The sequence below is a fragment of the Streptomyces sp. NPDC002680 genome, from assembly GCF_042889145.1.
Classification (GTDB): domain Bacteria; phylum Actinomycetota; class Actinomycetes; order Streptomycetales; family Streptomycetaceae; genus Streptomyces; species Streptomyces adonidis.
Genome location: NZ_JBIAQP010000010.1, coordinates 126,735 through 149,440, shown reverse-complemented (window position 1 = coordinate 149,440; position 22,706 = coordinate 126,735). Strand labels below are relative to the sequence as shown.

Annotated in this window: 18 protein-coding genes and 2 pseudogenes; 11 read left to right on the top strand and 9 right to left on the bottom strand. The window is 69.3% G+C overall.

The genetic code is table 11. The features are described 5' to 3' along the window. Nucleotides 1–58: 58 nt before the first annotated feature. From ACFYXF_RS26330 to ACFYXF_RS26320, 3 genes are read right to left on the bottom strand one after another with little or no spacing between them, the layout of a single operon-like run. Nucleotides 59–658 carry a DUF6262 family protein gene (locus ACFYXF_RS26330; protein WP_389352889.1) on the bottom strand — a complete coding sequence of 200 codons (600 nt, stop codon included), beginning with the start codon at nucleotides 656–658 and terminating at the stop codon, nucleotides 59–61. After that, a complete protein-coding gene (locus ACFYXF_RS26325; protein ID WP_389352887.1) occupies nucleotides 655–2,853 on the bottom strand; it encodes a tyrosine-type recombinase/integrase in 2,199 nt (732 codons plus the stop codon). Before ACFYXF_RS26325 ends, ACFYXF_RS26330 begins: the two co-directional genes overlap by 4 nt. Continuing rightward, the gene (locus ACFYXF_RS26320; protein WP_389352885.1) at nucleotides 2,850–3,971 is read right to left on the bottom strand and encodes a tyrosine-type recombinase/integrase; all 1,122 of its coding nucleotides are present in this window, start codon (nucleotides 3,969–3,971) and stop codon (nucleotides 2,850–2,852) included. Before ACFYXF_RS26320 ends, ACFYXF_RS26325 begins: the two co-directional genes overlap by 4 nt. Nucleotides 3,972–4,094: 123 nt before the next feature. On the opposite strand from ACFYXF_RS26320, the pseudogene ACFYXF_RS26315 reads away from it, so the two are divergent. The 3 genes and pseudogenes from ACFYXF_RS26315 to ACFYXF_RS26305 all read left to right on the top strand — a co-directional run. Then, nucleotides 4,095–4,325, top strand: a pseudogene (locus ACFYXF_RS26315) (HNH endonuclease family protein); the annotation flags it as partial. Nucleotides 4,326–4,445: 120 nt separating this feature from the next. Continuing rightward, complete coding sequence (locus ACFYXF_RS26310) at nucleotides 4,446–5,216, top strand: HNH endonuclease family protein (RefSeq protein WP_389352883.1); 771 nt, start codon at nucleotides 4,446–4,448, stop codon at nucleotides 5,214–5,216. A gap of 52 nt (nucleotides 5,217–5,268) precedes the next feature. Further along, the gene (locus ACFYXF_RS26305) at nucleotides 5,269–5,787 is read left to right on the top strand and encodes an NUDIX domain-containing protein (RefSeq protein WP_152169432.1); all 519 of its coding nucleotides are present in this window, start codon (nucleotides 5,269–5,271) and stop codon (nucleotides 5,785–5,787) included. Here ACFYXF_RS26305 and ACFYXF_RS26300 read toward each other — a convergent pair. The 4 genes from ACFYXF_RS26300 to ACFYXF_RS26285 are packed head-to-tail and all read right to left on the bottom strand — an operon-like array spanning nucleotide 5,782 to nucleotide 11,769. After that, entirely contained in the window at nucleotides 5,782–6,312 is a 531-nt protein-coding gene (locus ACFYXF_RS26300) for a hypothetical protein (protein ID WP_389352881.1), read from the bottom strand. The two genes, ACFYXF_RS26305 and ACFYXF_RS26300, sit on opposite strands and share 6 nt — an antisense overlap. A gap of 2 nt (nucleotides 6,313–6,314) precedes the next feature. Continuing rightward, a complete protein-coding gene (locus tag ACFYXF_RS26295; RefSeq protein ID WP_389352879.1) occupies nucleotides 6,315–8,474 on the bottom strand; it encodes a hypothetical protein in 2,160 nt (719 codons plus the stop codon). Continuing rightward, on the bottom strand, nucleotides 8,471–10,279 hold the full coding sequence (locus ACFYXF_RS26290; RefSeq protein ID WP_389352877.1) for a hypothetical protein: 1,809 nt from the start codon (nucleotides 10,277–10,279) through the stop codon (nucleotides 8,471–8,473). The genes ACFYXF_RS26295 and ACFYXF_RS26290 overlap by 4 nt, the downstream gene beginning before the upstream one ends. After that, nucleotides 10,276–11,769, bottom strand: coding sequence for a tyrosine-type recombinase/integrase (locus ACFYXF_RS26285; protein WP_389352875.1), 1,494 nt, complete (start codon nucleotides 11,767–11,769; stop codon nucleotides 10,276–10,278). Before ACFYXF_RS26285 ends, ACFYXF_RS26290 begins: the two co-directional genes overlap by 4 nt. A 77-nt stretch (nucleotides 11,770–11,846) precedes the next feature. On the opposite strand from ACFYXF_RS26285, the pseudogene ACFYXF_RS26280 reads away from it, so the two are divergent. Together ACFYXF_RS26280 and ACFYXF_RS26275 are read left to right on the top strand one after the other, a co-directional pair. Continuing rightward, nucleotides 11,847–12,110, top strand: a pseudogene (locus ACFYXF_RS26280) (HNH endonuclease family protein); the annotation flags it as partial. A gap of 210 nt (nucleotides 12,111–12,320) precedes the next feature. Further along, entirely contained in the window at nucleotides 12,321–13,061 is a 741-nt protein-coding gene (locus ACFYXF_RS26275) for an N-acetyltransferase (RefSeq protein WP_389352873.1), read from the top strand. Nucleotides 13,062–13,091: 30 nt separating this feature from the next. Here the strand turns inward: ACFYXF_RS26275 and ACFYXF_RS26270 are convergent, their stop codons facing one another. Together ACFYXF_RS26270 and ACFYXF_RS26265 are read right to left on the bottom strand one after the other, a co-directional pair. After that, entirely contained in the window at nucleotides 13,092–13,880 is a 789-nt protein-coding gene (locus ACFYXF_RS26270; RefSeq protein WP_389352871.1) for a hypothetical protein, read from the bottom strand. A gap of 192 nt (nucleotides 13,881–14,072) precedes the next feature. Further along, complete coding sequence (locus tag ACFYXF_RS26265; RefSeq protein ID WP_389352870.1) at nucleotides 14,073–14,795, bottom strand: hypothetical protein; 723 nt, start codon at nucleotides 14,793–14,795, stop codon at nucleotides 14,073–14,075. Nucleotides 14,796–15,061: 266 nt separating this feature from the next. On the opposite strand from ACFYXF_RS26265, the gene ACFYXF_RS26260 reads away from it, so the two are divergent. From ACFYXF_RS26260 to ACFYXF_RS26235, 6 genes are all read left to right on the top strand, one after another. Beyond that, nucleotides 15,062–17,440 (top strand): N-6 DNA methylase, encoded by a 2,379-nt coding sequence (locus ACFYXF_RS26260; RefSeq protein WP_389352868.1) that lies wholly within the window; start codon nucleotides 15,062–15,064, stop codon nucleotides 17,438–17,440. A 173-nt stretch (nucleotides 17,441–17,613) separates the two neighbouring features. Continuing rightward, on the top strand, nucleotides 17,614–18,252 hold the full coding sequence (locus ACFYXF_RS26255) for a hypothetical protein (RefSeq protein ID WP_389352866.1): 639 nt from the start codon (nucleotides 17,614–17,616) through the stop codon (nucleotides 18,250–18,252). A gap of 41 nt (nucleotides 18,253–18,293) precedes the next feature. After that, on the top strand, nucleotides 18,294–19,775 hold the full coding sequence (locus ACFYXF_RS26250; protein WP_268828268.1) for a serine/threonine-protein kinase: 1,482 nt from the start codon (nucleotides 18,294–18,296) through the stop codon (nucleotides 19,773–19,775). Nucleotides 19,776–19,912: 137 nt separating this feature from the next. Beyond that, nucleotides 19,913–20,746 (top strand): glycoside hydrolase domain-containing protein, encoded by an 834-nt coding sequence (locus ACFYXF_RS26245; protein ID WP_389352864.1) that lies wholly within the window; start codon nucleotides 19,913–19,915, stop codon nucleotides 20,744–20,746. Between the two features lie 148 nt (nucleotides 20,747–20,894). Next, a complete protein-coding gene (locus tag ACFYXF_RS26240; protein WP_389352863.1) occupies nucleotides 20,895–21,557 on the top strand; it encodes a SurA N-terminal domain-containing protein in 663 nt (220 codons plus the stop codon). A gap of 104 nt (nucleotides 21,558–21,661) precedes the next feature. Then, a complete protein-coding gene (locus ACFYXF_RS26235) occupies nucleotides 21,662–22,690 on the top strand; it encodes a nucleoside triphosphate pyrophosphohydrolase (RefSeq protein ID WP_389352861.1) in 1,029 nt (342 codons plus the stop codon). Nucleotides 22,691–22,706: the final 16 nt, after the last annotated feature.

Below are 22,706 nucleotides of genomic sequence, written 5' to 3'. Positions count from 1 at the left end.
GGGCAGGTGAAGTACGGCCTGGCCCGAGCGCGTGATGCTCTGCGGGACGGCTGTTCCTTCATCTCGTCGGCACGGCCCGCATCGCACGGCGGAGGCCGGCCCTGGCGGCGGTGAGGTCGTCTTCCGACTCCTGCAGGCGCCGCCCCAGAGCCGTCAGTTGGTCGCGGGCAACCGACAGCTCGTGCTTCACGTCCGCCTTCTCTTGTTCCAACTGCTCCACCCGCCCGACCAGTTGGCTGCGGTCCACGTCGTCCAGCTCTGCGCCCAGGGAAAGCCGGACGCGCTCCCGGAGCCGATCACGCTCCTTCTTCAGGTCCTTGATCTCCTCCCGTGCCAGGGCGAGTTCGGTGTGCAGCCCGGCCGGGTTCACGCGCTGACCACCTGAAACTTGAGAGGTGTGGCGGCCGTGCTCCCGTTGCTCTTCCATGGCGGCCTGCACCGCGTCTCGTACTTGGGCCTGGTTGTAGACGAACCACGTGGACACCGACGCCTCGCGGGCCACACCGGCGAATGTGACCCGCTGACCGGAGCCGAGGAGATCGCGTACGACGTCCAGGGCGCGGGTTGTCTTGGCCTCGCTGTCGCGGGCGCGGGCGGCAGACAGCCGCCGGACTCGCGCATCTCGGCTTGTGGTGTCGGAACTGGCGGTACGGCTCACAGGGCGCTCCGGGTGGTCAAGGACTGCACGGGGATGAACGCGGTGGCCGAGCGGGCCTTGCGCAGTTCACGGGAGGCGGCCTCGACCGTGGCCCGCTCGTTCTCCGGCAACTCTTCGAGTCGGCGCCGCATCTCGTCGGCCGACTTCGAGTAGGCGCGGATCTGGTCGTCGAAGTTGCGTACGACCCAGTCGGCGGCGTCCATGGCCAGAGCGGCTTCCTTGTCGGTCCGCAGTTCCGCGACCTGCTGCTCCAGAGCAGGAAGGTAGGAGGGGTCGGGCCGGTAGAAGTCGCAGCCGGCGCACTGGAAACGAATGCGGCAGTGCCCACCGCCCGCCTTGACATTGCTGGGCTCGGTGCAGCCGCCGTAGGGGACTGCGACGCTTTCGACTTCGTACGCCAGTGGGTTGCCGAAGCCCTGCGAGGTGCCGTGCCGGTCGACGGCGAGTTTCGCCACTGTCCTGACGGCCTCCTGCTTTCGGCTGAGGGAGACCTTGTAGTAGCCCATGGTGACGTCGAGTGATCGATGGTCCATGAGTTCCTTGAGGACATCCGGTCGAGTCCCGGCATCGGCATGCCGCTGGGCGTAGGCGTGCCGGAAGCCGTAGGCGACGATCTGGGTGCGGTCGTAGGCGAGAGGGGCGCCACTTTCGTCAAGACGCTCGTCCGCGAGGTCCGGAACCAGTTCGTCGACCCAGTCGCGGAAGATCCGGTTGCAGAACTGAGGGGAGGTCAGATGGCCTCGGCGAGGCCGGTTGCGCTGCCCCGGAGAGGGGAACAGCCACTGCTCACAGGCCGGTACGGATGGCAGTCGGTCCAGTTCCTTCTTCCATACCTCGATCTCATGGGCGGTCGCCTCGCTGATGGGGAGCCGACGGCCGTGACGGCGCCGCTTGTGATTGTCGTAGATCAAGGTCGGCTTGCCGTCGATCCACTCCAGGCAGTTGCGGTGCAGACTCGTGACCTCTCCCGGGCGTCGCCCGGTGTCCCGGAGCACCTTGTAGACCACCTGGTACATCTGCGCGAAGTCAGCAGCCGTCCAGCCTCCGCTTTCGTATGTGGTGGAGGTGCCGAGCAGGCCGATCTGGGCGTCGAGTTGGGCAATGACATGCTCCGGGACGGCCCGGCCGATGTCATCTTCGGAAGCCTCAACCGCGGCGATGCCGTGGTACTTGGGATTGAGCGCGAACCCACCCGGAACGTGGTCCATCATCCCGGCTTGGCGCGCGTACTCCAGGAACGTCCGCCACAGACGGAGGAGTGACCGGCGGTGGGCCGTTGAGTAGTCGCGACCGTCGGCACGTCTTGCCACGCGGAACGCGTCCACCACTGCGCTCATATCTGACATCGACAGTTTCTCCGGCTTGTCGCCATGGGGCCGGTCGGCCAGGGCTGTGGATGCGATCGAGGCTGCGTACAGCGTCTGCCTCAGATCCAGCACGTTGGGACGAGCAGTGCGTCCGTATTCCTTGACCAGTTCCCGTAGCCACTGTTGCTGAACGGGCCGGAAGTCGATGACGCCGTGGACCGCGGCGTACTTGCGTCCGCGCCCGGCGGTGAGTCCCACCAAAGAGCTTTGCCAGACGTCCCCTGATGTGGCGTCTCCCCCGTCGAACTGCAGTCGAGCGCGTTGAACATGAAGAAGCATGCCGTTCAGGACTCCGGCGGCCTCGGCCGGGAGGCTGTGGATGAAACTCTCGTCCAGGTCCAGGAGTGATGACAGGGCAGGCGGTAGCTCGGCGACCACACGTCGGATTCGCTGGGGCACGAGGTTGATCCCGGCGGCATCACGTTGCTGAATTCCGTACAGGATTTCCTGCCGTACGGCAGGAGAAACCACGCTCAGCGAGAACTGGGATACTCCAGGAAGGGGCCCCTCCGAGATATTGGGTCGACGACGTGCCGAATCGGGCACGTAAGTCTCGTCGAAGTCCGACGGGTTACCACGAGACCAGCGGGCCCTGCGGCAGGCGCTGCAGCGGCCGCCGTTGTGGGCCACGTGCGTGGAGCATGCGCCCACCTTGCAGATGAACACGCTGGTCGCTGGATTGCCTGGAACTGCGGTGAAGAGCAGCGCGCTCTCGTCCCACTCGGCCGCTCGCCAGCCGCGGCGAAGGCGTTCCGCGAGCCAGGCAGCCCAAGCGAGATCCTCCTGGTGAGGCGCTGCGACCACAGCCAAGCCGGTACCTAGTGTCATCGGACGGCCTCCGGCGAGACGCGCTCGACAGCGGCTCGAAGCTCCTCGTCCTGGGCGTGCAGATAGACAGCGGTGCTCGCTGATGAGGCATGGCCCAGCAGCGTCTGGACGACGTCCGGTGAGACTCCGCTGCGAATCCACTGCGTTGCTGCGGTGTGCCGCATCATGTGCGGACGGGCGCGGAAGCCGCAGCGCTTTCCCATCCGTTCGACGATCTGCTTGGCGTTGGAGTACGTCATCGGCCTGCCCGCATACGAGCCGACGAGGTTCACGAACACGTAGTCGCAACTGACGGCTTCGGGCACGTTCTCCCGCTCTGAAAGATGGTCGCGGTACCGGTGCACCGCACCTTCAGCCAGTGGCACCATCCGATGGCGGCTTGCCTTCGCTCGTGCGCCGTTCGCGTTGTCCTGCCTGGGGCGGACATGCAGATGGGCGCCGCGCGTACGGCAGCCCAGATGCGTTGAGTCGGGCAGCAGGTGCATGTCCTCCCGCCGTAGTCCGAGAGCCTCACCGATCCGCAGGCCCCCTTCTACGAGCACGGTCAGGAGCAGCCGGTCCCGGGCTGAACGGGCTGCCTCCAGTACCTCCCTGACCTGGGGCTGGGTGAGAATCGCGGGTGCTGTTTCGATCTCGGGCGCCTTCAGGACACGAGCCTTGACCATGAGGTGCTGACCGCCCTCCCCCGGGTCGAAGCCGCTCGGCGGCGAGCTCAGGAAGCGTGGCTCACTCAGCCGTGCGGCGACCTCGTGGGGCACGTGACCTTGGACAGCGCAGAAACGGAGGAATTCGCAGACGGCGGTGAGGACGGCGTTGACGGTCTTTCCCGACGGGAGTTGTCCATGCCGGGCCGGTGTCCGTTCGGCATGGAACTTGAACCGGGTCATATCGCCGAGTCCGACGGTCTTCCAGTCCGTGCCCCGTTCTGCGCACCAGTTGAGGAAGCGCCCGATACGAGGGATGTAGGCGCGTTGCGTCTGCGGTGAGCGTCCCGCACCTCGTAGGTAGAGCGAGAACTCCCGTGCTTCGGGATGAGGACAGTAGGTCACCTCGTCCACGAGTAACCAGGTGACCTCTCCTGTGGTGGGTGAAACAGCCTTCTCCGGCAGCAGTCCCATTGAGTCATCCATCTCTCAGATCTGTCACCCATGTACCTCATGGTGTGACAGATAACGGAGAGAGACAGAGAGAGGACACGGCTGTCACTCACGTCTCTCGCAAAGAAGAAAGGCGTGCAGATAACCCGCGACGACATCCTCATACGGGATCTCGCCGACGTGAAGTTCCGCAGCGGCGACGACTGCAAGGTGGCCTCGGGGGAACTGGAGCCGGACCCGTACAGCGGCAAGGACGTGACCTTCACGCGGGGCCGCAGCGAGGTGGACATCGACCACATCGTCGCCCTCTCGGACGCCTGGCAGAAGGGCGCCAAGTACTGGGACGCCAGCAAGCGCATAGCCCTGGCCAACGACCTTATGTTGGCGGTGTAGATGTCTCACGGTGATGTGTCTCAGGTGCGGGGTGGCCGAGTTCTTGGGCGGTGTCTCACGCGCGGCGCTCTCTCGCCGGACGGCCGCCGGAGGGGGTATGACGTGACGGAACGACCGTTCCGGGCTTCTCGTGGCCGTGCTGTCGGCGTCGCACTGACTCTCGGGGTGGCCTTGGCAGGCTGTACGGGAAGCGGCTTGCCCGCCGAGAGCGGCCCGTCGGGCGAGGGCACGTCCAGCGGGTGGGGAATCAGCCCTTTGGCCAATCCGGACGGTACGAGGCCAGGGCTGGCAGCGATCTCAGCCGATGAAGACAAGGTGGCGGCACGTGAGTTGATCTCCAAGCTGTCCACCAAGGGGCGGGGACCGAAGACGGGGTACGCCCGCGACGAGTTCGGCTACGCCTGGATGGACACGGCGGACGGTGTGCCGCTGGCCCGGAACGGCTGCGATACCCGGAACGACTTGCTGAAACTCAATGGCCGGGAAGTCGAGTTCCGTACCGGCTCGGACTGCGTGGTCGTGTCGATGACGCTGCACGACCCTTACACCGGCAAGGACATCGCCTGGAAGAAGGCGAAAGCCACCGAGGTGCAGATAGATCACGTGGTGCCACTCTCGTACGCCTGGCAGATGGGCGCGGCCCGCTGGGACAAGCAGAAGCGGCAGCGCTTGGCCAACGACGTGCTCAATCTTCTGCCGGTGTCGGGCTCCACGAACTCCGCCAAGCGGGACTCGGGGCCGGCGTCCTGGCTGCCGCCCAGCAAGACGATTCGATGCTCATACGCGGTTCGCTTCGCGCAGGTCGCGGAGAAGTACGAGCTTTCCGTGACGGCGGCGGACAAGAGCATGATGCTCAAGCAGTGTGGCGGTTGAGCGGCAGGCTGCTCAGCAGGCACTGTCAGAGCCGTGTGGAACTGTGTGCGCCATGGGTGAACTGGTGGAGCAGGTCGACGATCAGGATCGAGTACTGAGAGTTGTCGAGCGTGGTGAGGCCATCAGGAGTGGGTGGCTGCACCGCGTTGCGACGACCGTCTGTCGCCGCCCCGACGGCAGGATCCTGGTGCATCGACGGCCGCAGACCATGTCCCGGTTCCCCGGCCAGTACAACTGGCTCGTGGGCGGGGCCGTGGACGTCGGCGAGTCTTACGAGGAGGCGGCTGCGCGGGAGCTCGCCGAGGAGTTGGGTGTCAGTGCCTCACCGCAGTTCGTCTTCAAGTACCTGTGCCGGGGGGCTATCAGTCCCTATTGGATGGGGATCCATGAAGTGGTGATCGAGGGAGAGGTCGTTGTCGACCCGTCGGAGATCGCCTGGCACGAATGGCTCACTCCTCAGGAGTTCTTGGAGGCGAGACAGCAATGGAACTTCGTGGAGGACGGTGTCGAGGCCTTGAGGCTCTACCTCCGGCGGCACAAGGTACGGCCGGGATGGTCTGATGAATCATGACTGGGCCGACCGCGACCCGGCGGATGTCGGGGATTTCCGCAGCTGCTTCACCACTCCGTGCTGGTCCTCGGCGAGTTGGGCTCGCAGCTGGTGTGCGTCCGCTTCCAGCTCGGCGTTCCTGAGCGTGAGGATCTGGATCTGGTTCGCGTACGCCGTGACGGTGGCACGCAACTCCCGGATCTCGGCGCCCTTCTCCCGGCGGAGTTCCCGCTCGGACTGTTTCAGGCGCGCGACTTCCTGCCTGAGCTCGTCGGACTCAGGACGCCTGGCCTCGGGCGAGCTGAGAATCCCCTTGATGACTGCCGCGACGGGAGAGCGGTAGTACGAGGCTCGGGAGACGCCTGCCTCGGCGGCGATGTTCACTGCCGAGGTACGGCCGTCAGTGATCTCGGGACGGCCGAGCATGAGCCGCTCGAAGGCACCCATGATCTGTTGGTCGATGTCGGTCAGGCCGGTGTTTTCCCGGGCCAGGCGGGCGAAGGCGGTGCGGACGGCTTGAAGGGTTTCGTCCATGGAGTTGGGCATCGTCAGGTGTCCTCGTGGTCGATCTCGGCGATCAGGCGGGTGAGCGTGGCCAGGTGCTCGGCGATGGCCAGTTGCTGGAACTGCGGGAGGCCGGCGGCCTCGCCGAGTTCGGCCCGAGCCATGTCGTGTGCTCGTTCCAGGCGGGGCAGGTGGACGGCGGAGCGGCGTGAGTTGGGGCAGTTCATGCACATGTCGAGCATGGGGACGGGGCGTCCCAGCGGCTTGGCTCGCTTGCGACACACAGCCGTCTCCGCCTGGTAGAAGCAGTCGTTCAGCACGCCTGGGTGCAGGGTCTTCGTCAGGTGGTGCAGCAGCGTACTCAGCCGGGAGGGGCTGGCCACCACACCTGGCAGGTCGCCGAGTTCGCTGCGGATGCGGTCGAACTCGGCCTCGATGCGCCGGGCGGCGCCGCCCGCTGAGGCGCCGCCGTCGTTCCAGTCGTGGTAAAGGTCCTCGACATAGTCGAGTTTGGCCACGGCCTCCTCGGCGGCGACCTCGTCGGCGAAGCCGGAGGCGGAAGTTCCCGCGTATCCCTCGAACATGGTGATCGCGGCGTGCTTGTACTGGCGGGCGCCCGCGACCACGCCGAAGGGCTGGTGGGCGATGTGCCAGGCGAGGGTCCGGCGGAACTGCCGGGTGTCGAAGGCCCATGGAAGAGCTGTGGACTCTGCCACCGCTGCCTCTACCGCAGTGTCGTTTGGAACCGCGTCGTCGGTGATCGGGTCGGCACCGGGCGGTGGCGCTGCCGTGATCGTGGGTACGTAGAGCCCCTCCGGTGTGCTGAACAGCTCGTTGAGATGGTCACGGAAAGCCCGGATGCGGCGCGGCATGTTGCTGAGTAGCACGTACCCGTTGCTGCCGCCGCCGTGGTAGCCGAAGAGGTGGCCGGGGTCGTTGTTGATCTCGCGGAGTACGGCGACGGCCTGGTGGACGACATCCAGCACGACCCATTCGGCTTCCTCCCCGCTGAGTTCGCGCCCCTTGCCCTTGTAGACCCGGCCCCGGAGTTTGTACCGGGTCCGTCCGTCGGCTCCGCGCTTGGTGAGGGCGCAGTCCCGGCCCAGCTCACGCACCTCCATATCCCGCATCCCCGACAAGTAGGCGATGACGATCCAGCAGGCCGTGCGCAAGAAGGACAGCTCGTTGGCCAGGGTGAAGGGGCTGAACCTCGGCCGCCAGGGGCCACCCGAGCCGGGCCACGGCGACATCGGTGTCTCGAGCCCGCCCTCCTCGTAGCCGATTTCTTTCCCGGCCTCGACCACGAGCGCAAGCACGTGTGACGTCTTGGCGACACCGGCGAGGAGGGACACGAGTCGGTGGTTGGGCGCTTGGGGCACGCCGTCGACGACGACGGCGCCGGGCACGGTGTGGGCTGTCCCGAGCGGTACTGCGGGGATGCCCCGCCCGGCCTCGCGCCGTTCTGTGATGAAGGACAGCACGCGTTCCCGTGCCTGGCCCTGCACCAGACGGCGGCCGTTGCGCGCCGCTTCGAGTGCGGCGATCTCCTTCTGGGTGGCGAGGATGTCCCCGCTCGCCGTCTCCACGTAGAAGATTGCCGCTCGCAGCAGGGGAGCGAGGACCTCCTCAGGGATGCGGGGCGTGGTGTTCTCGCCCTTCACGCGCTGGAGTCCGACGACACCGTAGGCGCTCCGGCCGTTCCACGGCAGGACGCTCAGCCTGTCCTCGGACAGGAACGGTCCGTGGGCCGACAAGTGCTTCAGGAAGGTCACGTTGCGAACCGCGGTGTGTGGGCTGCTCTTCCACCTCTTCAGTGCGGCGTCCAGGTGGGTGTGTTCCACGTCGGGTAGCCGTGGGGCGCCCACTGCCTGCAGATCGTCCATGACGACGATGAACGTGCGCAGCTCGGTGGCTGCTGTCGTCGCCTTGAGCGGCCCCAGGCCCAGCGAACCCCGGCTCAGGCGGGAGGCGATGTACTCCTTCGCCGCGCGTCGCGTCACAGAGTCGACGATCTGCGTGAAGTCGAGCCGCCACGTCCGCCAGGTGCGGGGGAGTACGCACCGTAGGTCCCAGATGTCCTCGGCCAGGTGCGGGCCACGGTTCGGTAGCCCGCCCGTGAGGCGCTTGGGGAGCACGAACTCCGCGGAGTCCCCGGACGGAGCCAGGTCCTGCTGCTCCGACCTGGGGTGGGGGACGCCAGTCACGAGATGACCTCCAGAAAGGACGAAGGCAGGAGCAAGCGATCACCATCGGCCTCGGTGATGGCCTGGGCCGTGGCGATCTGTCGCGTACTGAAGCGGGCACGGACACCATGGACGATGCGATCCCATGCGAGGCCGAACCGTGCGTCCCACTCGGCGGTGGGGTATTCCTCGCGCTGCCGCTCCAGGAAGTCCAGGAAGGACAGCAGGCTCGGCAGGTGACGGCTGGTGAACACCGCGTTCGGGCACTCCAGACAGCCCCAGGCCGGGACCGGGCAGGCGGCTCCCGGCTTTCGGGCGAACGGGGAGGCGAAGAAGTCGCGGCAGGAGGCATGCCACACGTCCTGCTCACCGGAGAGTGCCGACTCGATCTCCTGCGCGCTCAGCGCGGCCTCACCGTCGTCGAGTCGACCACCGGCGTCCGAGAGCACCACCGGCGGGGCCAGAGCCGCGCCGAGCGCCTGTTCAAGACCTGCCTCCACCGCCTGCTCGTGCGTCTCCTTGTGGGCATCGATGTCGGCGTAGTGCTTCGCCGCGACCGGCCGGGTGTGACCGGATGCGAAGTCCTCCAGCACCCCGCCGGCCCGCAGGTACTGCCGGGACTTGACGGTCTTGCGTACCCGGCGCAGGTCAAGGGCGACGGGTTTGCCGTTGCTGTCGGTGAGGCGGTCGAGCCCCCGCCTGGACATCCACTCCCGGGTCGCGCCCGACCATGGGGTCAGCCCGTCAAAGGGTGCGCGTGCTTGTCCGTGGCTGCTGACGTCGCACCAGAGCGCGTCGGTGCCGACCAGATCACGTGTCCCCTTCGTGAGACGCAAGGCCAGCCGGATCACGCCGCCGGGAAAGCGCAGCGAGCCGCCGTCGGAGACCCTGATCGTCTTGTGCGTCGAGCCCGGGGCACGCTTCTTGACGTAGGTGACGCTGACGAAGCCGCGTGCCGGGCTGACCAGGCAGTCTGAGCGCAACTGCCGGAGGCTCTCGGGTTCCATACCCGTCTGGCAGGCCAGCAGGAGCAGGAAAGGCACCAGGTCCCGTGCAGTGAGGTGGAGACGGCTGTTGAGCTCCGGCCTGCCGCCCAAGGGGCGCAGGATCTTGTACGAGACGTCGTCGGCGGTCAACGGCCCGTGGCGGGCGATGTACCAGAGGACGTTCTCCACTCGGTCCCAGCCGTGCTGACGTGGGTCACGGCCGGTGGCTGCCAGCTTCTCGCCCTCCAGGATCCGGTCGCGGATGCGGGCGATGTCGTCCCGGGCGGCACTCTCCAGTGCGTCCAGCACCGGGAAGGGATACGCGTCGAGCGGGTTCGTCGCCCGGTGGGCCGAGGCCGATGTGAATCCCAGCCGCGCATGAAAGGCCGCGTCGAAGGCATCGGGGTGCGCCTCGTGCACCAGCTTCAGCAGCCGCACGAGGTACGTCATGGTGAGGTAAGGCTCCTTGCTCCGCTCTCCGTATTGGACGATCAGCTTCTGCTCGAACGTGTCCAGGAGGTCGGGGGGCAGGTCACTGAGGTACAGGTCAGCGGCAGCCGCAGGCAATGCTGCGGCGGTGAACTCGACGAACTCACGGATGCGCCTGACGACGTAGCGGACGCCGTTGCGGTCACGCATGGTGCCGGGGCTGCTGATGACATCGGCGAGGGCACCGGCCAGGGCGCGGGTGAGACGCGGACATGGAAGCTCCGACAGATCGATGTGCTCGGGAGTTCCGTCCAGATCCACGGCGAAGACCACGGGGCCGATCGACGGTACGGGGTCCGTCGACGAAAGGGCGCTGACCTCGGCGGGGAAGCGGACGCGGCGCGGACTCACCGGGACTCCTCCGTTTCCGGGCGGGCCTGTTCGAAGGCGGCGGCCTGTTCGTCCCAGTCGTCGAGAGCCGCAAGGACGATCTCCTGGGCCTCGTCCAGCACGTCCAGGTAGGTGTAGACCGTCGCCTCGTGACGGTGGCCGAGCAGCAACTGGAGCCTGCGCAGGGGGTTGCCGATGAGCAGGCGCTTCACCTCGGCGTGCGTGAACCGCCGGTCCTCCCGCATGCCGAGCGCCCGGACGGTCTGCCGCAGCAGAAGCCCCAGCATGTGGACGGCGAAGGAATGCCGCAGGGTGTGCGGGTGGACATCGAAGTCAAGGCCGAGAGCTGAGCACCGCTCGTTCGCCCTCCGGAACACCGACTGCCAGGTGCTGGCGCGGAGCGGCAGCCCGTTCTCCCCCAGCCACAGCCACAGGGGTCCGCTCGCGCGGCCGTGGCTGTCGACCTGCAGGAGCCGTGCCCGGTCCGCCGTGCCGATCCGCGAGTACGACCAGCTTGTGCCGGACTCGAGCGCCAGGGCGTGCCGGTTCGCCCGGCGCACCGGAAGCCGATCCGCGCACGCCTCGTACACCCCCTCGACGCGCCGCCGCTGCATGAGCTCGTCCCTCTCGATGCCGACGTAGTGGTGCAGGTCGCGGGCGACCCGGGGGCGGACATACACCGTCCGTGCCCTGTTGCGCTTGGCCACGGCGGCCGAGACAGTGATGTCGCCGAGCACACGTCTTCCGGTGACCGGCGGCAGTTCCGCCGTCAGCAGGCTCGTGGCTTCGCCCAGGCGCATGCCGGTACAGATCAGCAAGTCGGCGAAGAGGGCGTTGCGTTCGCCGTTGCGTCCCCGCCAGGCGGGATCGGGGGAGCTGTCCGGCAGCAGCCCCCGCAGGCCGATGTCCCGCCAGAGCATGAAGTCCTCGTGCGACAGGAACCTGATCGGCTGCCGGGGCACCTCGGGCTCAGCGGCGGCGTTGACCCGAACCCGCTTCGGCCCCTGCGGCGACACCACGGTCTTGTCGACGTACCGGAACGGCTCGGCCGACAGCAGCTCCTCGTAAAGCGACCACTGCACCCACTTGTCGAGGGTGGCGATCGAGCGGTTCCAGGTCGCCACCGACACGCTGCCGGGTCCGCTGGCGTGCAGCCTTACGGCCTTGTACGCGCGCAGGTCCGCGCCGTCCGAGTCCCAGATGGATTTGCCGCCCCGGGACTCGTGGAGAAACCGGCAGTAGAGCATGACGTCAGTGCTGTAGGCGATCCGACTGTTCTCCGACCGCACACCCCAGTTCTCCAGGTCGCGCAGGAAGCGGTTCAGGTGGAGGTCGTAGCTGCCGTCGGGGCCGAGGATGAAGGGCCTGCCGTCGTTGGCGCCGACTCGCTGAAGTACGGAGTCTCCGTCGAAGGGAACTGGGTCAGTGGGTGATCCGCCGAGGGTCGTCCGATGCAGCAGCACCGTCGTCTCGGGATCATTGTCAGCTTCTTCCGCGTCTGCCGTGTGCAAGTCGCCCTCCCCGTATGAGACATGTTGTACGCGCACATAACGGGACGAGCGGTGAGACAGTTACGGGTGCCGACATAAACGACCCGCTCAACCTGCGTGCCGTCGACGCGAGCACCAACCGCAGCAAGGGGGACGGCGACACGGCGACCTGGCTGCCGCCGAACAAGGCGTACCGCTGCACGTATGTCGCCAACCAGGTCGCCGTCAAGAAGAAGTACGGGCTGTGGGTGACGGAGGCGGAGAAGACGGCGATGAAGAAGGTGCTGTCGGGGTGTGATGGGCAGAAGCTGCCGACGGGGGGCAATCCGACGTCGGCGCCCGCGCGGTTCCATGCGAGCTGAAGGTGATGCCGGTGGGGTGGTGAACCGGCGTTGGTGTGGGCGTCTGCTGGGGGCTGCCGCCCCCAGGCCCCCGCTGTCGGCCTGAACGGCCTCGTCCTCAAACGCCGGACGGGCTGGAATGCGGGCCGGGGCTGGATAGTGCCCGTGCGGGGCCGGTTAGTGCCGCGCGGGGCTGGGGGCGAAGCGCCGATCCAGCTACCGTGACTCCCCATGGAGTTGAAGGTCTCGTCTCTCGCCGAACGCCCCGAGATGTATCGCCAGGTCGTCGAAATGCCCGACACCTGGCCGGAGTTCATGCAGCACGACTTCACGGGCAACGCCCACTACGACCGGATCGCCACCGAACTCCCCGAGTACGTCCTGTTCGCCGAGGACGAGCGGGGCGAGGTCGTCGCCCACGCCTACGCCGTGCCCTTCGCACTCGGCCGGCACGGGGGCGAACTGCCCGCCCGTGGCTGGGACCAGGTGCTGGTGTGGGCGTTCCAGGACCTGCGCGCCGGGAACCGTCCCGACACGGTGAGCGCGATCTCGATCGTCGTCTCCCCGCACACGCAGGGCACGGGACTGTCCGGACGTATGCTCGCGGCGATGCGGGACAACGCCGCCGCACACGGCTTCCGCGAGGTCGTCGCCCCGGTCCGGCCCAGCGCCAAGCACCTGGAGCCACGGACCCCGATCGCCGAGTACGCGTACCGGGTCCGCGCGGACGGACTGCCCCACGACCCGTGGCTGCGCGTGCACGCCCGAGCCGGCGCCACGATTGTCGCCATGGCACCGGCGTCGATGTGTATCGCGGCCTCACTGGATGAGTGGCGCGCCTGGACCGGGCTGCCCTTCGACAGCGAGGGCGAGGTGGAGGTGCCGGGGGCGCTGGCACCGGTGCGGTGCGACCTCGAACACGGGTACGGGGTGTACGTAGAGCCGAATGTGTGGATGCGGCACCAGCTGTGACCGGGAGGTCGGCGGGTCGGCGGGTCCGGGTCAGCCGCCCAGCGCGTCCAGGTCGAGGATCTCGCCGGTGGGCTTCTTGGCCACGACCGGCTTGTCGTACTCGCTGAAGGCGATGGTCCCCGGGTCCTTCGCGGACTTGCTCTCGAGCCGGAGGATGTACGGCTTGCCCTTCGTGGCGACGTACAGCGTGTAACTGTCCTTGCCGTCCTTCTCGTTGACGACGAGGGCCGGCGTACCGTCCACGGTGGTCGTGGCGCCGCGCGTCACCCCGGCGCCGGGCCCGGAACCGGCGTCCTTGAAGTCGGCGAGCACACTGTCCAGGTCGCAGAAGCCCGCGATGTCCTTGGCGTCGGCGCCGGTCGCGGCCATCTTGGTCCACTTCCCGGCGAGCATCGCCACGACCCCGTCGGTCTCCTCCTTCGACGAGCCGTCGCTCTGCGCCCGCAGGAACTTCTCGTCGTACTTCATGTAAAGGGCCGTGCCGGTCTTCACGACGTCGGCCCTGCCCTCGCCGTTCATGCTCATCGTCCCGGCGCACTCGCCCCGCTTGTCGAGCGCCATGTCGATCCGGATCGTGCCGCCGCTCTCGTCGTCCGCCACATCGCCCGTCATACGGAGCGACGAGGCACCCGAGGTCGCCGTCAGAGCGCGCTCGGCTATCTGGCCGCCGGTCAGCCCGGCGAACGGGCCCTTCGGTTCGGCGGCCGTCGTCCTGTCCGCTGTCTTGTCGGCGGCCTTGTCCTCGCCGGGCAGGCAGCCGGCGACTCCCGCGACGGTGATGGCGGTGAGGCAGAGGGCGGCGAGTGTGGTTCGGCGCATGGCAGTTCCTTCGAGGTTTCCTGGTGAGGGACGAGCTGAGCTGAGAAGTGACGAGCTGAGCTGAGAAATGCGGGCGGCGGTGGCGCGGTCCCCGGCGCTGCGCCACCGCCGCCCGGCTGGGGAGGGGAGGGGAGAGACAGGGGAGAGGGAAAGGGGGGAGAGGGAGGAGAAAGGGGAGCGCGGGACGGGACGTCAGCCCGTCTTCACCCAGTCCTTGCAGCCCGTCGTCTTGAAGTAGCCGTCGGAGGCGCTGATCGTCGCGACGGCGGTGCCGTTGACGTTGTTGTTCGCGATGATCGAGTCGATCGAGTGCGAGGCGTCCTTCGACCGCTCCCAGTAGCAGAGGTCGTCGGCGTTGCCCGTGGACCTGTACGTCCCCGGCGTGATGTCCGCGCCCACCCTGAACATGCCGCCGTTGCCGGCCATCTTCGCCGCGGGCGTGCCCTTCGCCTTCAGGCCGACGGCCTCCCAGTCCTTGCAGCCGCTGGACTTGAAGAGCTTGTCGGTCGCCAGGATCGTCACATAGCTGGTGCCGCTGACGTTGTCGTTGGCGAGCAGCGAGTCGATCTCACCTGAGGCGTCCTTGGCACGCTCCCAGTAGCACATGTCGTCGGTGTTCCCACTGGTCCGATAGGTACCGGGCTTGACATCACCGCCGACCTGGAAGTCCCCGTCCCCCTCGATGGCGACCACCTTGTCGGCGACCTCCGCGCTGTCGGCGTCGCCCGAGCCGTCCGCGGAGCCGGCGCTCGACCCGCCGCTTGCCCCGGGCTTCTTCCCCGCCGACGCCGACGCCCCCTTGTCACCGCCGCCCCCGGAACCACCGTCCCCGTCACCCCCGGACGTCGCCGACGCGACCCCGATGACGACGATCCCCACGACGGCCCCCAGCGCGACCTTGCCCTTCATACCCATGACAGTCCCCTCCCCGTTACGGCGTGACCGCCTCCTTGTGGCGGCCCGCTCGTTCGCTGGGTCAATAAGACCAGAACGTGTGAACCGAGTCAACACGATTCACGCGACGCCTTGTGTACACGCCCGTGAATGGGTAGATCTTGCGTACGCCGCTATGCTCGGCGTCACACGTGAAATGAGGGCTGCACGACCAGGGCTGTGTACGGGTGACCGGAGCCGTACGCGGGAACGCCGGGGCCGTGCACGGAACGAGGGGAGCGCGGCGCGTGCAGGACAACGCCACGGAAGTGACCGCCGCCGGCATCGCACGGCTCGCGGGCGTCGGCCGCGCCGCCGTCAGCAACTGGCGCCGCCGTCACGCCGACTTCCCCAAGCCGGTCGGCGGCACCGAGACCAGCCCCGCCTTCGCCCTCGCCGAGGTCGAGTCCTGGCTCCGCCGCCAGGGAAAACTCGCCGAAGTACCCCTCCGTGAACGCGTCTGGCAACAACTCGTCGGCCACCCCGAGGGCCCGGCCACCGCCCTCGTCCACGCGGGCTGCGTCCTGCTGCTCATCCATGACCGCCCGACCGTCTGGCTGGAGCTGGGCGCGGTCTCGGATGAACGCCTCGCCGCTCGCCTCCCTGGGACGCTGGAGCAGGTGATCGTCCCGCGCTTCGGCGCCGCCGGGAAGCGCGGTGTTCACAGGCCGGGTGGGGGGAGGGGGGTTCACACGCCGTCCGTCGCGCAAGGAGTTCACAGTCCGACGGATGTTCGGGGTGTTCACACTCTGCCGGGTGCGGGGGGCGGGGTGAGTGTGAACGGGCCGGGTGGTGTGAACAGTCCGGACGCTGTACACACCTCATCCGGCGGCCCCTCCGGCTCGGCGGGTGTGAACACCCCGGGTGCCGTGAACACGCCGCGCGGTGTTCACACCTCGCCAGCGGCGTCCGGCGTACACAGCGCTCATGCGGCGGCCGGGGTTCACAGCCCCCCCGCCGCCCCCGCCGTTCACACCCCCACCGGCCCCGAACTCCTCCCCTCCGTCCCCCTCCTCCGCGGTGTCGCCGAGCTCGCGGCCGAGATGGGGGCGCGGCAGGCGTACGAGTTCCTGGTCGGGCGGCATCTTGATGCCAATCCGCGGCAGTACACGCTCACGCCGGCCGAGCTGGCGCGGCTCATGGGGGATCTCGCCGGGGCGGCGCGTACCGTGCTCGATCCGGCCTGTGGGACCGGGGCGCTGCTGCGGGCCGTTCCCGTCCCCGGCGCGCGGGAGGCCGAGCGGGACGAGGTCGAGCGGGAGTTGTACGGACAGGACAGCGCCCCCGAGCTGGCCGCGCTCACCGCGCTCCGGCTCGCGCTCCAGGGGCGGAACGTGGTCGTGCGTACGGCTGTCGGGGACACGCTCAGGGCCGACGCGTATCCCGGGGTCAGGGCCGATGTCGTGCTCTGCCATCCGCCGTTCAACGAGCGGAACTGGGGGCACGACGAACTCGCGTACGACGCCCGCTGGGAGTACGGGTTCCCGGCCCGGAACGAGTCCGAGCTGGCCTGGGTGCAGCACGCGCTCGCCCGGCTCCGGGACGGTGGCACGGCCGTACTGCTGATGCCGCCGGCCGCGGCCTCCCGGCGTTCGGGCCGCCGTATCCGCGCCGATCTGCTGCGGCGCGGGGCACTGCGCGCGGTGATCGCGCTGCCGGTCGGCGCGGCACCCCCGTACAACATCCCGCTGCACCTGTGGGTGCTGCGGCGGCCCGACAAGGCGCCCGCGCAGCCCGAGGTGCTGCTCGCCGACACCGGGACCGTCGCCGAGCACACCGGGCGGGGCGGGCTCGACTGGGAGACCGTGCGCACCGCCGTCCTCGGTGCCTGGCGGCCGTTCGAGCGGGCCGGTACGGCGGTCGAGCAGCCGGGGGTGTCGCGTTCCGTGCCCGTCATCGAACTCCTCGACGACGACGTCGACCTGGCCCCCGCCCGCCACCTCCCGCCGGCCGCCGCGGGCGACGGCGAGCAGCTGGGCGACGTACGGGAACGCCTCGGCGAGACCCTCCGCCTGACCGCGGCCCTCACCCCGCCCACCCCCACCGGACCCGCCGAGGGGCAGGGCGGGCGCTGGCCGCTCATCACCATCGGCGACCTCGCGCGCGGGGGCGCCCTCGTGATGCGTACCGGCGGAAACGGCGGCCACGCGCGCGTGCCCGTGCTCACCGACCACGACGTCCTCGCCGGAACCGCTCCCTCCGGGACGTTGCCCGAGAGCGACGAGGAGGCCGTGCTCGTCGAGGCCGGTGACGTCGTCGTCCCGGTGCTCGGCGGCGGGTCCGTCGCGCGCGTGGTCGACGACGCGACCGCGGGGGCCGTTCTCGGCCGCAGCCTCGTCCTCCTGCGGCCCGATCCGGCCGCCCTCGACCCGTGGTTCCTCGCCGGGTTCCTGCGCGGCACCGCCAACAACCGGCAGGCCAGCAGCTACGCGTCCACGGCGACCCGGCTCGACGTGCGCCGACTGCAGCTGCCCCGGCTGACACTGGACGAACAGCGGCGCTACGGGGCGCGGTTCAGGGCGCTCGCCGAGTTCGAGGAGGCCCTGCGGCACGCGGGCCGGCTCGGCGGACAGCTCGTGCGGGGCATGTACGACGGGCTGACCGACGGGACCGTCGCGCCCGACTGACGACAGACGACAACAGTCATGACGACGGCCCGACAACGGTTCGGTACAACCCGGACCCGTTGTCGGTGTCGGCCTATACGCTCGGACTCCGACACCCGACCTGTCACTTGTACCTGTCGCCCGTATCACTCGTACGTCCGTCCCCGTCGGCATCATCCGGTCCAGGAGCAGTCATGTACGGCCCCGGCGCGCCGCCGCCCATCCGCAGCGAGAACACCATCGTCACCCTGCGCGTGCTCTTCACCGCGGCCGGCCTGCTCACGTGCGGCTTCCTCTCGTGTGTGCCGCTGTTCCGGGTCGCCATGCTGCGCGGCCGGTGGTTCAACTGGACGGCGGCATGGGTGAGTCTGCCGCTGTCCATTGTGTGCTTCGCGGTGGTCGGCACGGTGAAGGAGAGCGACACCAGGGGCAACATCGCCCTCGTCACCGTCATGATCCTGGGCGCCCTGAGCAGCGTGTACTTCCTGGTCATGGACATTCGGTCGGTGGACGGCCAACGCCGGCAGTACGCCGGTTACGCGCCCGCCCAGGCCCCGAACATGCCCTCCGGGTACGGCTACCCGCCCCAGCCCATGTCGCCGTACGCGGCCATGCCGACCGGGCCGCAGCCCCCCATGCCCGCCATGCCCCACACCCCGATACCCCAGCCGCCCGTCTCCCCCGGCCCCGGCCCCGTTCCGCCGCCCCCGGCGCAGCGCCCCGCGCCCGCCCGCATCGACCAGGTGCGCGCCGAACTCGACGAGCTGAGCGACTACCTGCGCAAGCACGACGGTAACGGCCACGCCCATGGCAACCACGAGGGCGGACGGTGAGCGTGGGGACGACGGGACGCGTCATCGCCGACCGGTACGAACTGTCCACGCTCATCGGGCAGGGCGGCATGGGCCAGGTGTGGACGGCGTACGACCAGCGGCTCGACCGGCGGGTCGCGGTCAAGCTGCTGCGGCCTGACAAGGTCGCAGGACAGGAGGCCGACGAGCTGCGCCGCCGCTTCGTGCGCGAGTGCCGCGTGACCGCGCAGGTCGACCACCCCGGGCTCGTCACCGTGCACGACGCCGGCAGCGAGGGCGAGGAGCTGTTCCTCGTCATGCAGTACGTCGACGGCGCCGACCTCGCCGACCACCACGCCGAACACGACCCGTACCCCTGGCAGTGGGCGGTCGCGGTGGCCGCGCAACTGTGCGCCGTGCTGAGCGCCGTGCACGCCGTGCCGATCGTCCACCGCGACCTCAAGCCGCGCAACGTGATGGTGAAGCAGGACGGCACGGTCACCGTCCTCGACCTGGGCGTCGCCTCGGTCATGGACACGGACACGACCCGCCTCACGCACACCGGTTCGCCCATCGGCTCGCCCGCCTACATGGCCCCCGAGCAGGCGATGGGCGGCGCGGTCGGCCCGTACACGGACCTGTACGCACTCGGCGTACTCCTCCACGAACTCCTCAGCGGGGACGTGCCGTTCTCCGGCTCGACGGCCCTCGGGGTGCTCCACCGGCACCTGTACGAGCCGCCGCTGCCCGTGCGCCGCCTCAGACCCGAGGTGCCGGAAGCCCTGGAGGCGCTCGTCCTGCGGCTGCTCGCCAAGGACCCGCAGCACCGGCCCGCCTCCGCGCAGGAGGTGTACGAGCACCTGGCACTCCTCCTCCCGGAGCGCGGCATGCCCACCGGAGCGCCCCTCGACCCCACACGCCCCTTCCTGCGCCCACACGCCCCCTGGCCGGACCGCGCCCGTACCCCCGCACCGCAGCCGACGGCCGCCCCGGTCGCCGAGCGGCCCGACGTCGCCGGAGCCGTCGACGAGGTCAAACGCCTCCTCGGCGAGGGCCGCATCACCCAGGCCGTCGACATCCTCGGCTCGATCCTGCCCGCCGCCGCCGACCAGCACGGCGAGCACTCCCCGGTCGTCCGCACCCTCCGCAAGCAGTACGCGGCCACCCTCATGGACGACGGCCAGTACCGCCGCGCCCTGCCCGAACTGCGCCGCCTGGCCGACGAACGCGCCGCCGAGGCGGGCCAGGCCGACCCCCAGTCACTGCGCTTCCGCTACGAGGCCGCCCAGTGCCTCGAACAGCTCGGCGAACCGGCGGCGGCCCTCGCCGAGTACCGCGCCCTGCTGCCGTACTACGAGAACCAGTACGTCGCCGGCGACCCCGAACTCTCCCTCGACGTCCGCCGCCGCATCGGCCACCTCCTCCTCGCCCTCGGCGACCGCACCGCCGCCCGCGACACCCTCGCCCGCCTCCTCCACGACGTGGACCGCCTGCGCGGCCCTGGGCACCCACTGGCGGCGGAGATCCGGCGGACCCTGGAGTGGCTGGGGCAGGTGCGCGGCTAGCCAAACCCGCCAGTGGCCGGATTTTGCCGTGCCGTGAGGGAATCTTGTGGGCCTCTGGGGCCGGTGTTTCCCGAACCCGGGAGCGCCACCGGTTACGTTGCGACCTGCTTTCGTGCACAGAACCAGGGGTGGGTCACATGGCGTCCGGTCACCGGCAGTCCAAGAAGCGCAGATACATCACCTGGGCGGTGGCCGGCGCGGCCGTCGTCGCCGGGGCCGGGCTCGCCGCGCAGACATCGATGGCCGCCACCACCTGGCCCGCCCAGCGCACCTACACCGGCCGCGCGTTCGACACCTGCGCCGCACCCTCCCTCGCCGCGATGAAGGCCTGGCGCACCAACAACTTCTACGGCGCCGCGGCCGTCTACATCGGCGGCAGGAACCGCGGCTGCGCCCAGCCCAACCTCACCGCGTCCTGGGTGAAGTCGGTCAGCGCCCAGGGCTGGAAACTCATCCCCCTGTACGTCGGCGCCCAGCCGTCCTGCCAGACCGGCTCCAGCCCCGAGAAGCTCACCGCCGCCACGGCCGCCTCCCTCGGCGCGAAGGACGCGGCGGACGCGGTGACCAAGGCCTCGGCGCTCGGCATGAAGGCCGGCAGCCCGGTCTACCTCGACATGGAGTCGTACGACATCACGAACAAGGCGTGCAACGACGCCGTACTGACGTACGTACGCGCCTTCGACAAGGCGCTGCACGCCAAGACGTACCGCACCGGCTTCTACGGCTTCCGCAGCTCCAGCGCGAGGGCGATCGCCCAGGCCACCGACCGCACGGACCTGCCGGGCAACATGTGGTACGCGCTGTGGGACCAGCAGAACACCACCACCGCGGACTGGCCCTTCGGCGCCACGCAGTGGACCAACCACAGCCGCGCCCACCAGTACCTGGTCAACAGCAAGGAGACGCGCGGCGGTTACACGATCACCGTGGACCGCGACGCGTGGGACGCGCCGGTGGCGATCACCGGCTGAGGCGGGCGGAGGCCGTAGGCGCAGCGCGGCGGTGCCCGAAGTCCCGGTGAATCGTTGGTCGAATGGCTTGGCCAGAGCCCGGCCACTGCCTACCATCGATCACCGCAAGACTTTGTGCACCGCCGCACAATCTCCTCAGGAGGCCTCCTTGCACCGCCGTCGTCGCACCGCGCTCCTTCTCTCCGCCGCGATCGTCGCCGCGGCACCCCTCCTCACCGCCTGCGGAAACGACGCGCATCCCGGCGCGGCGGCCGTCGTCGGCGGGCAGCGGATCACGGTCGCGCAGCTGGAGAGCAGGGTGAACGAGGTGCGTACGGCGCAGCGGGCGGCCACCCCGGACCAGGCCCAGTACGCGCAGACCGTCGCCAGAACCGGCAGCCTCACCCGGGACACCCTGCACACCATGGTCCTCGACCGTGTCCTGAACCAGGCCGCGAAGAACGCGGGCGTGACCGTGACCCGCAAGGACGTCCAGGATCTGCGCGCCGCCCTGGAGCAGCAGGCGGGCGGTGCGAAGGAGCTGGAGACGGCCTGGCTCCAGCAGTACGGCGTCGCTCCGGCCCACCTCGACGACAGCCTGCACACCGAGATCACGGCCCAGAAACTGGCCGCCGTGCTCGGCGCCGACATGAACACGACGGACGGCCAGGCCACCTTCTGGAAGGCGATGTCCGAGGCCTCGAAGACCCTCGACGTCGACCTCAACCCGCGCTACGGCACCTGGGACGTCCAGAAGAGCAGCCGCGTCGACGCGAAGACGCCGTGGGTACGGGAGATCACGGCGGCGCTGGCGGCGCAGGGCACGGCGTAACGGTTATTCGTATGGGCGTACGGGTGCGCTGACGCCGGTGTGGCCGTGCGCACCCCTGGCCTGTGGATAACTCCGGGGCTGTCGGTGGCGTGGGTTACGTTCGGATGGTGAACGCAACCAGCGGCTTCGAGACCGCTCCGGAGACGGGGACCGACCCCGGTCGTGTCGTCCTGCTCACCACCAGCCACCGGGTCGCGCCCGGCCTGCTGTCCTGGCCCGCCTGGCAGACGCTGCACGCGGCCGACAGGGTGCTGTGCGCGGACGGTGGGCATCCGCAGCTGCCGTATCTGCGGGAGGCCGGCATAGCGGTCGAGGAGGCATCCCCGACCGCCGAAGCGCTGATCGACGCCTGCGCCGGCGGCCGGACGGTCGTGGTCGTGACGACGGGCGAGGGCGACCCGGCCCTCACGGACGGCCTGGCACGCCTCGCGGGCTCCGGCCGCGTCCGGATGCCCGACCTGGAACTCCTCCCCGCCTCCTACGACCTCCCCGGCGCCCGTCTCCTCGACCTCGTCCAGGTCATGGACCGCATCCGCCTCGAATGCCCGTGGTCGTCCCGCCAGACCCACAAGGGCCTCGCGAAGTACGGCATCGAGGAGGCGTACGAACTCGTCGAGGCGATCGAGGAAGGCGACCGGGACGAGCTGCGCGAGGAACTGGGGGACGTGCTGCTCCAGGTCGTGTTCCACGCGCGCATCGCGGAGGAGGGGAGCGAGGAGGACGGGACCGCCCCCTTCTCGATCGACGACGTCGCGGCGGGCATCGTCACCAAGCTGATCCACCGCCACCCGCACGTCTTCGGCGACGAGACGGCGACGACACCGGAGGAGGTCAAGGAGCACTGGCTGCGCACCAAGGCGGTCGAGAAGCGCCGGGAGTCGGTGACGGACGGTGTGCCCATAGGCCAGCCGGGCCTCGCCCTGGCCGCGAAGCTGGCGTCGCGGGTGCGGACGGCGGCCCTGGACGTCCCGCTGCCGCAGGGCGAGGGCATCGGATACGAGCTGCTGGAGCTGGCGGTACGGGCCGAGGCGGAGGGCGTGGATCCGGAGGCGGCGCTGCGGGTTGCCGCGCGGGCCTATCGGGATGCGGTGCGGGTGAAGGAGGGGGTGGCGGAGGTGGCTGGGGAGGGGTGACGGGGAGGGTGACGGG

Excerpts from the sequence above, each read along its gene's own strand:
- ACFYXF_RS26320 (WP_389352885.1), bottom strand. The coding sequence starts at position 3,971 with ATGGGACTGCTGCCGGAGAAGGCTGTTTCACCCACCACAGGAGAGGTC.
- ACFYXF_RS26300 (WP_389352881.1), bottom strand. The coding sequence starts at position 6,312 with ATGCCCAACTCCATGGACGAAACCCTTCAAGCCGTCCGCACCGCCTTC.
- ACFYXF_RS26255 (WP_389352866.1), top strand. The coding sequence starts at position 17,614 with ATGTACGGCCCCGGCGCGCCGCCGCCCATCCGCAGCGAGAACACCATC.
- ACFYXF_RS26265 (WP_389352870.1), bottom strand. The coding sequence starts at position 14,795 with ATGGGTATGAAGGGCAAGGTCGCGCTGGGGGCCGTCGTGGGGATCGTC.
- ACFYXF_RS26270 (WP_389352871.1), bottom strand. The coding sequence starts at position 13,880 with ATGCGCCGAACCACACTCGCCGCCCTCTGCCTCACCGCCATCACCGTC.
- ACFYXF_RS26305 (WP_152169432.1), top strand. The coding sequence starts at position 5,269 with ATGGGTGAACTGGTGGAGCAGGTCGACGATCAGGATCGAGTACTGAGA.
- ACFYXF_RS26235 (WP_389352861.1), top strand. The coding sequence starts at position 21,662 with ATGGTGAACGCAACCAGCGGCTTCGAGACCGCTCCGGAGACGGGGACC.
- ACFYXF_RS26325 (WP_389352887.1), bottom strand. The coding sequence starts at position 2,853 with ATGACACTAGGTACCGGCTTGGCTGTGGTCGCAGCGCCTCACCAGGAG.
- ACFYXF_RS26245 (WP_389352864.1), top strand. The coding sequence starts at position 19,913 with ATGGCGTCCGGTCACCGGCAGTCCAAGAAGCGCAGATACATCACCTGG.
- ACFYXF_RS26275 (WP_389352873.1), top strand. The coding sequence starts at position 12,321 with ATGGAGTTGAAGGTCTCGTCTCTCGCCGAACGCCCCGAGATGTATCGC.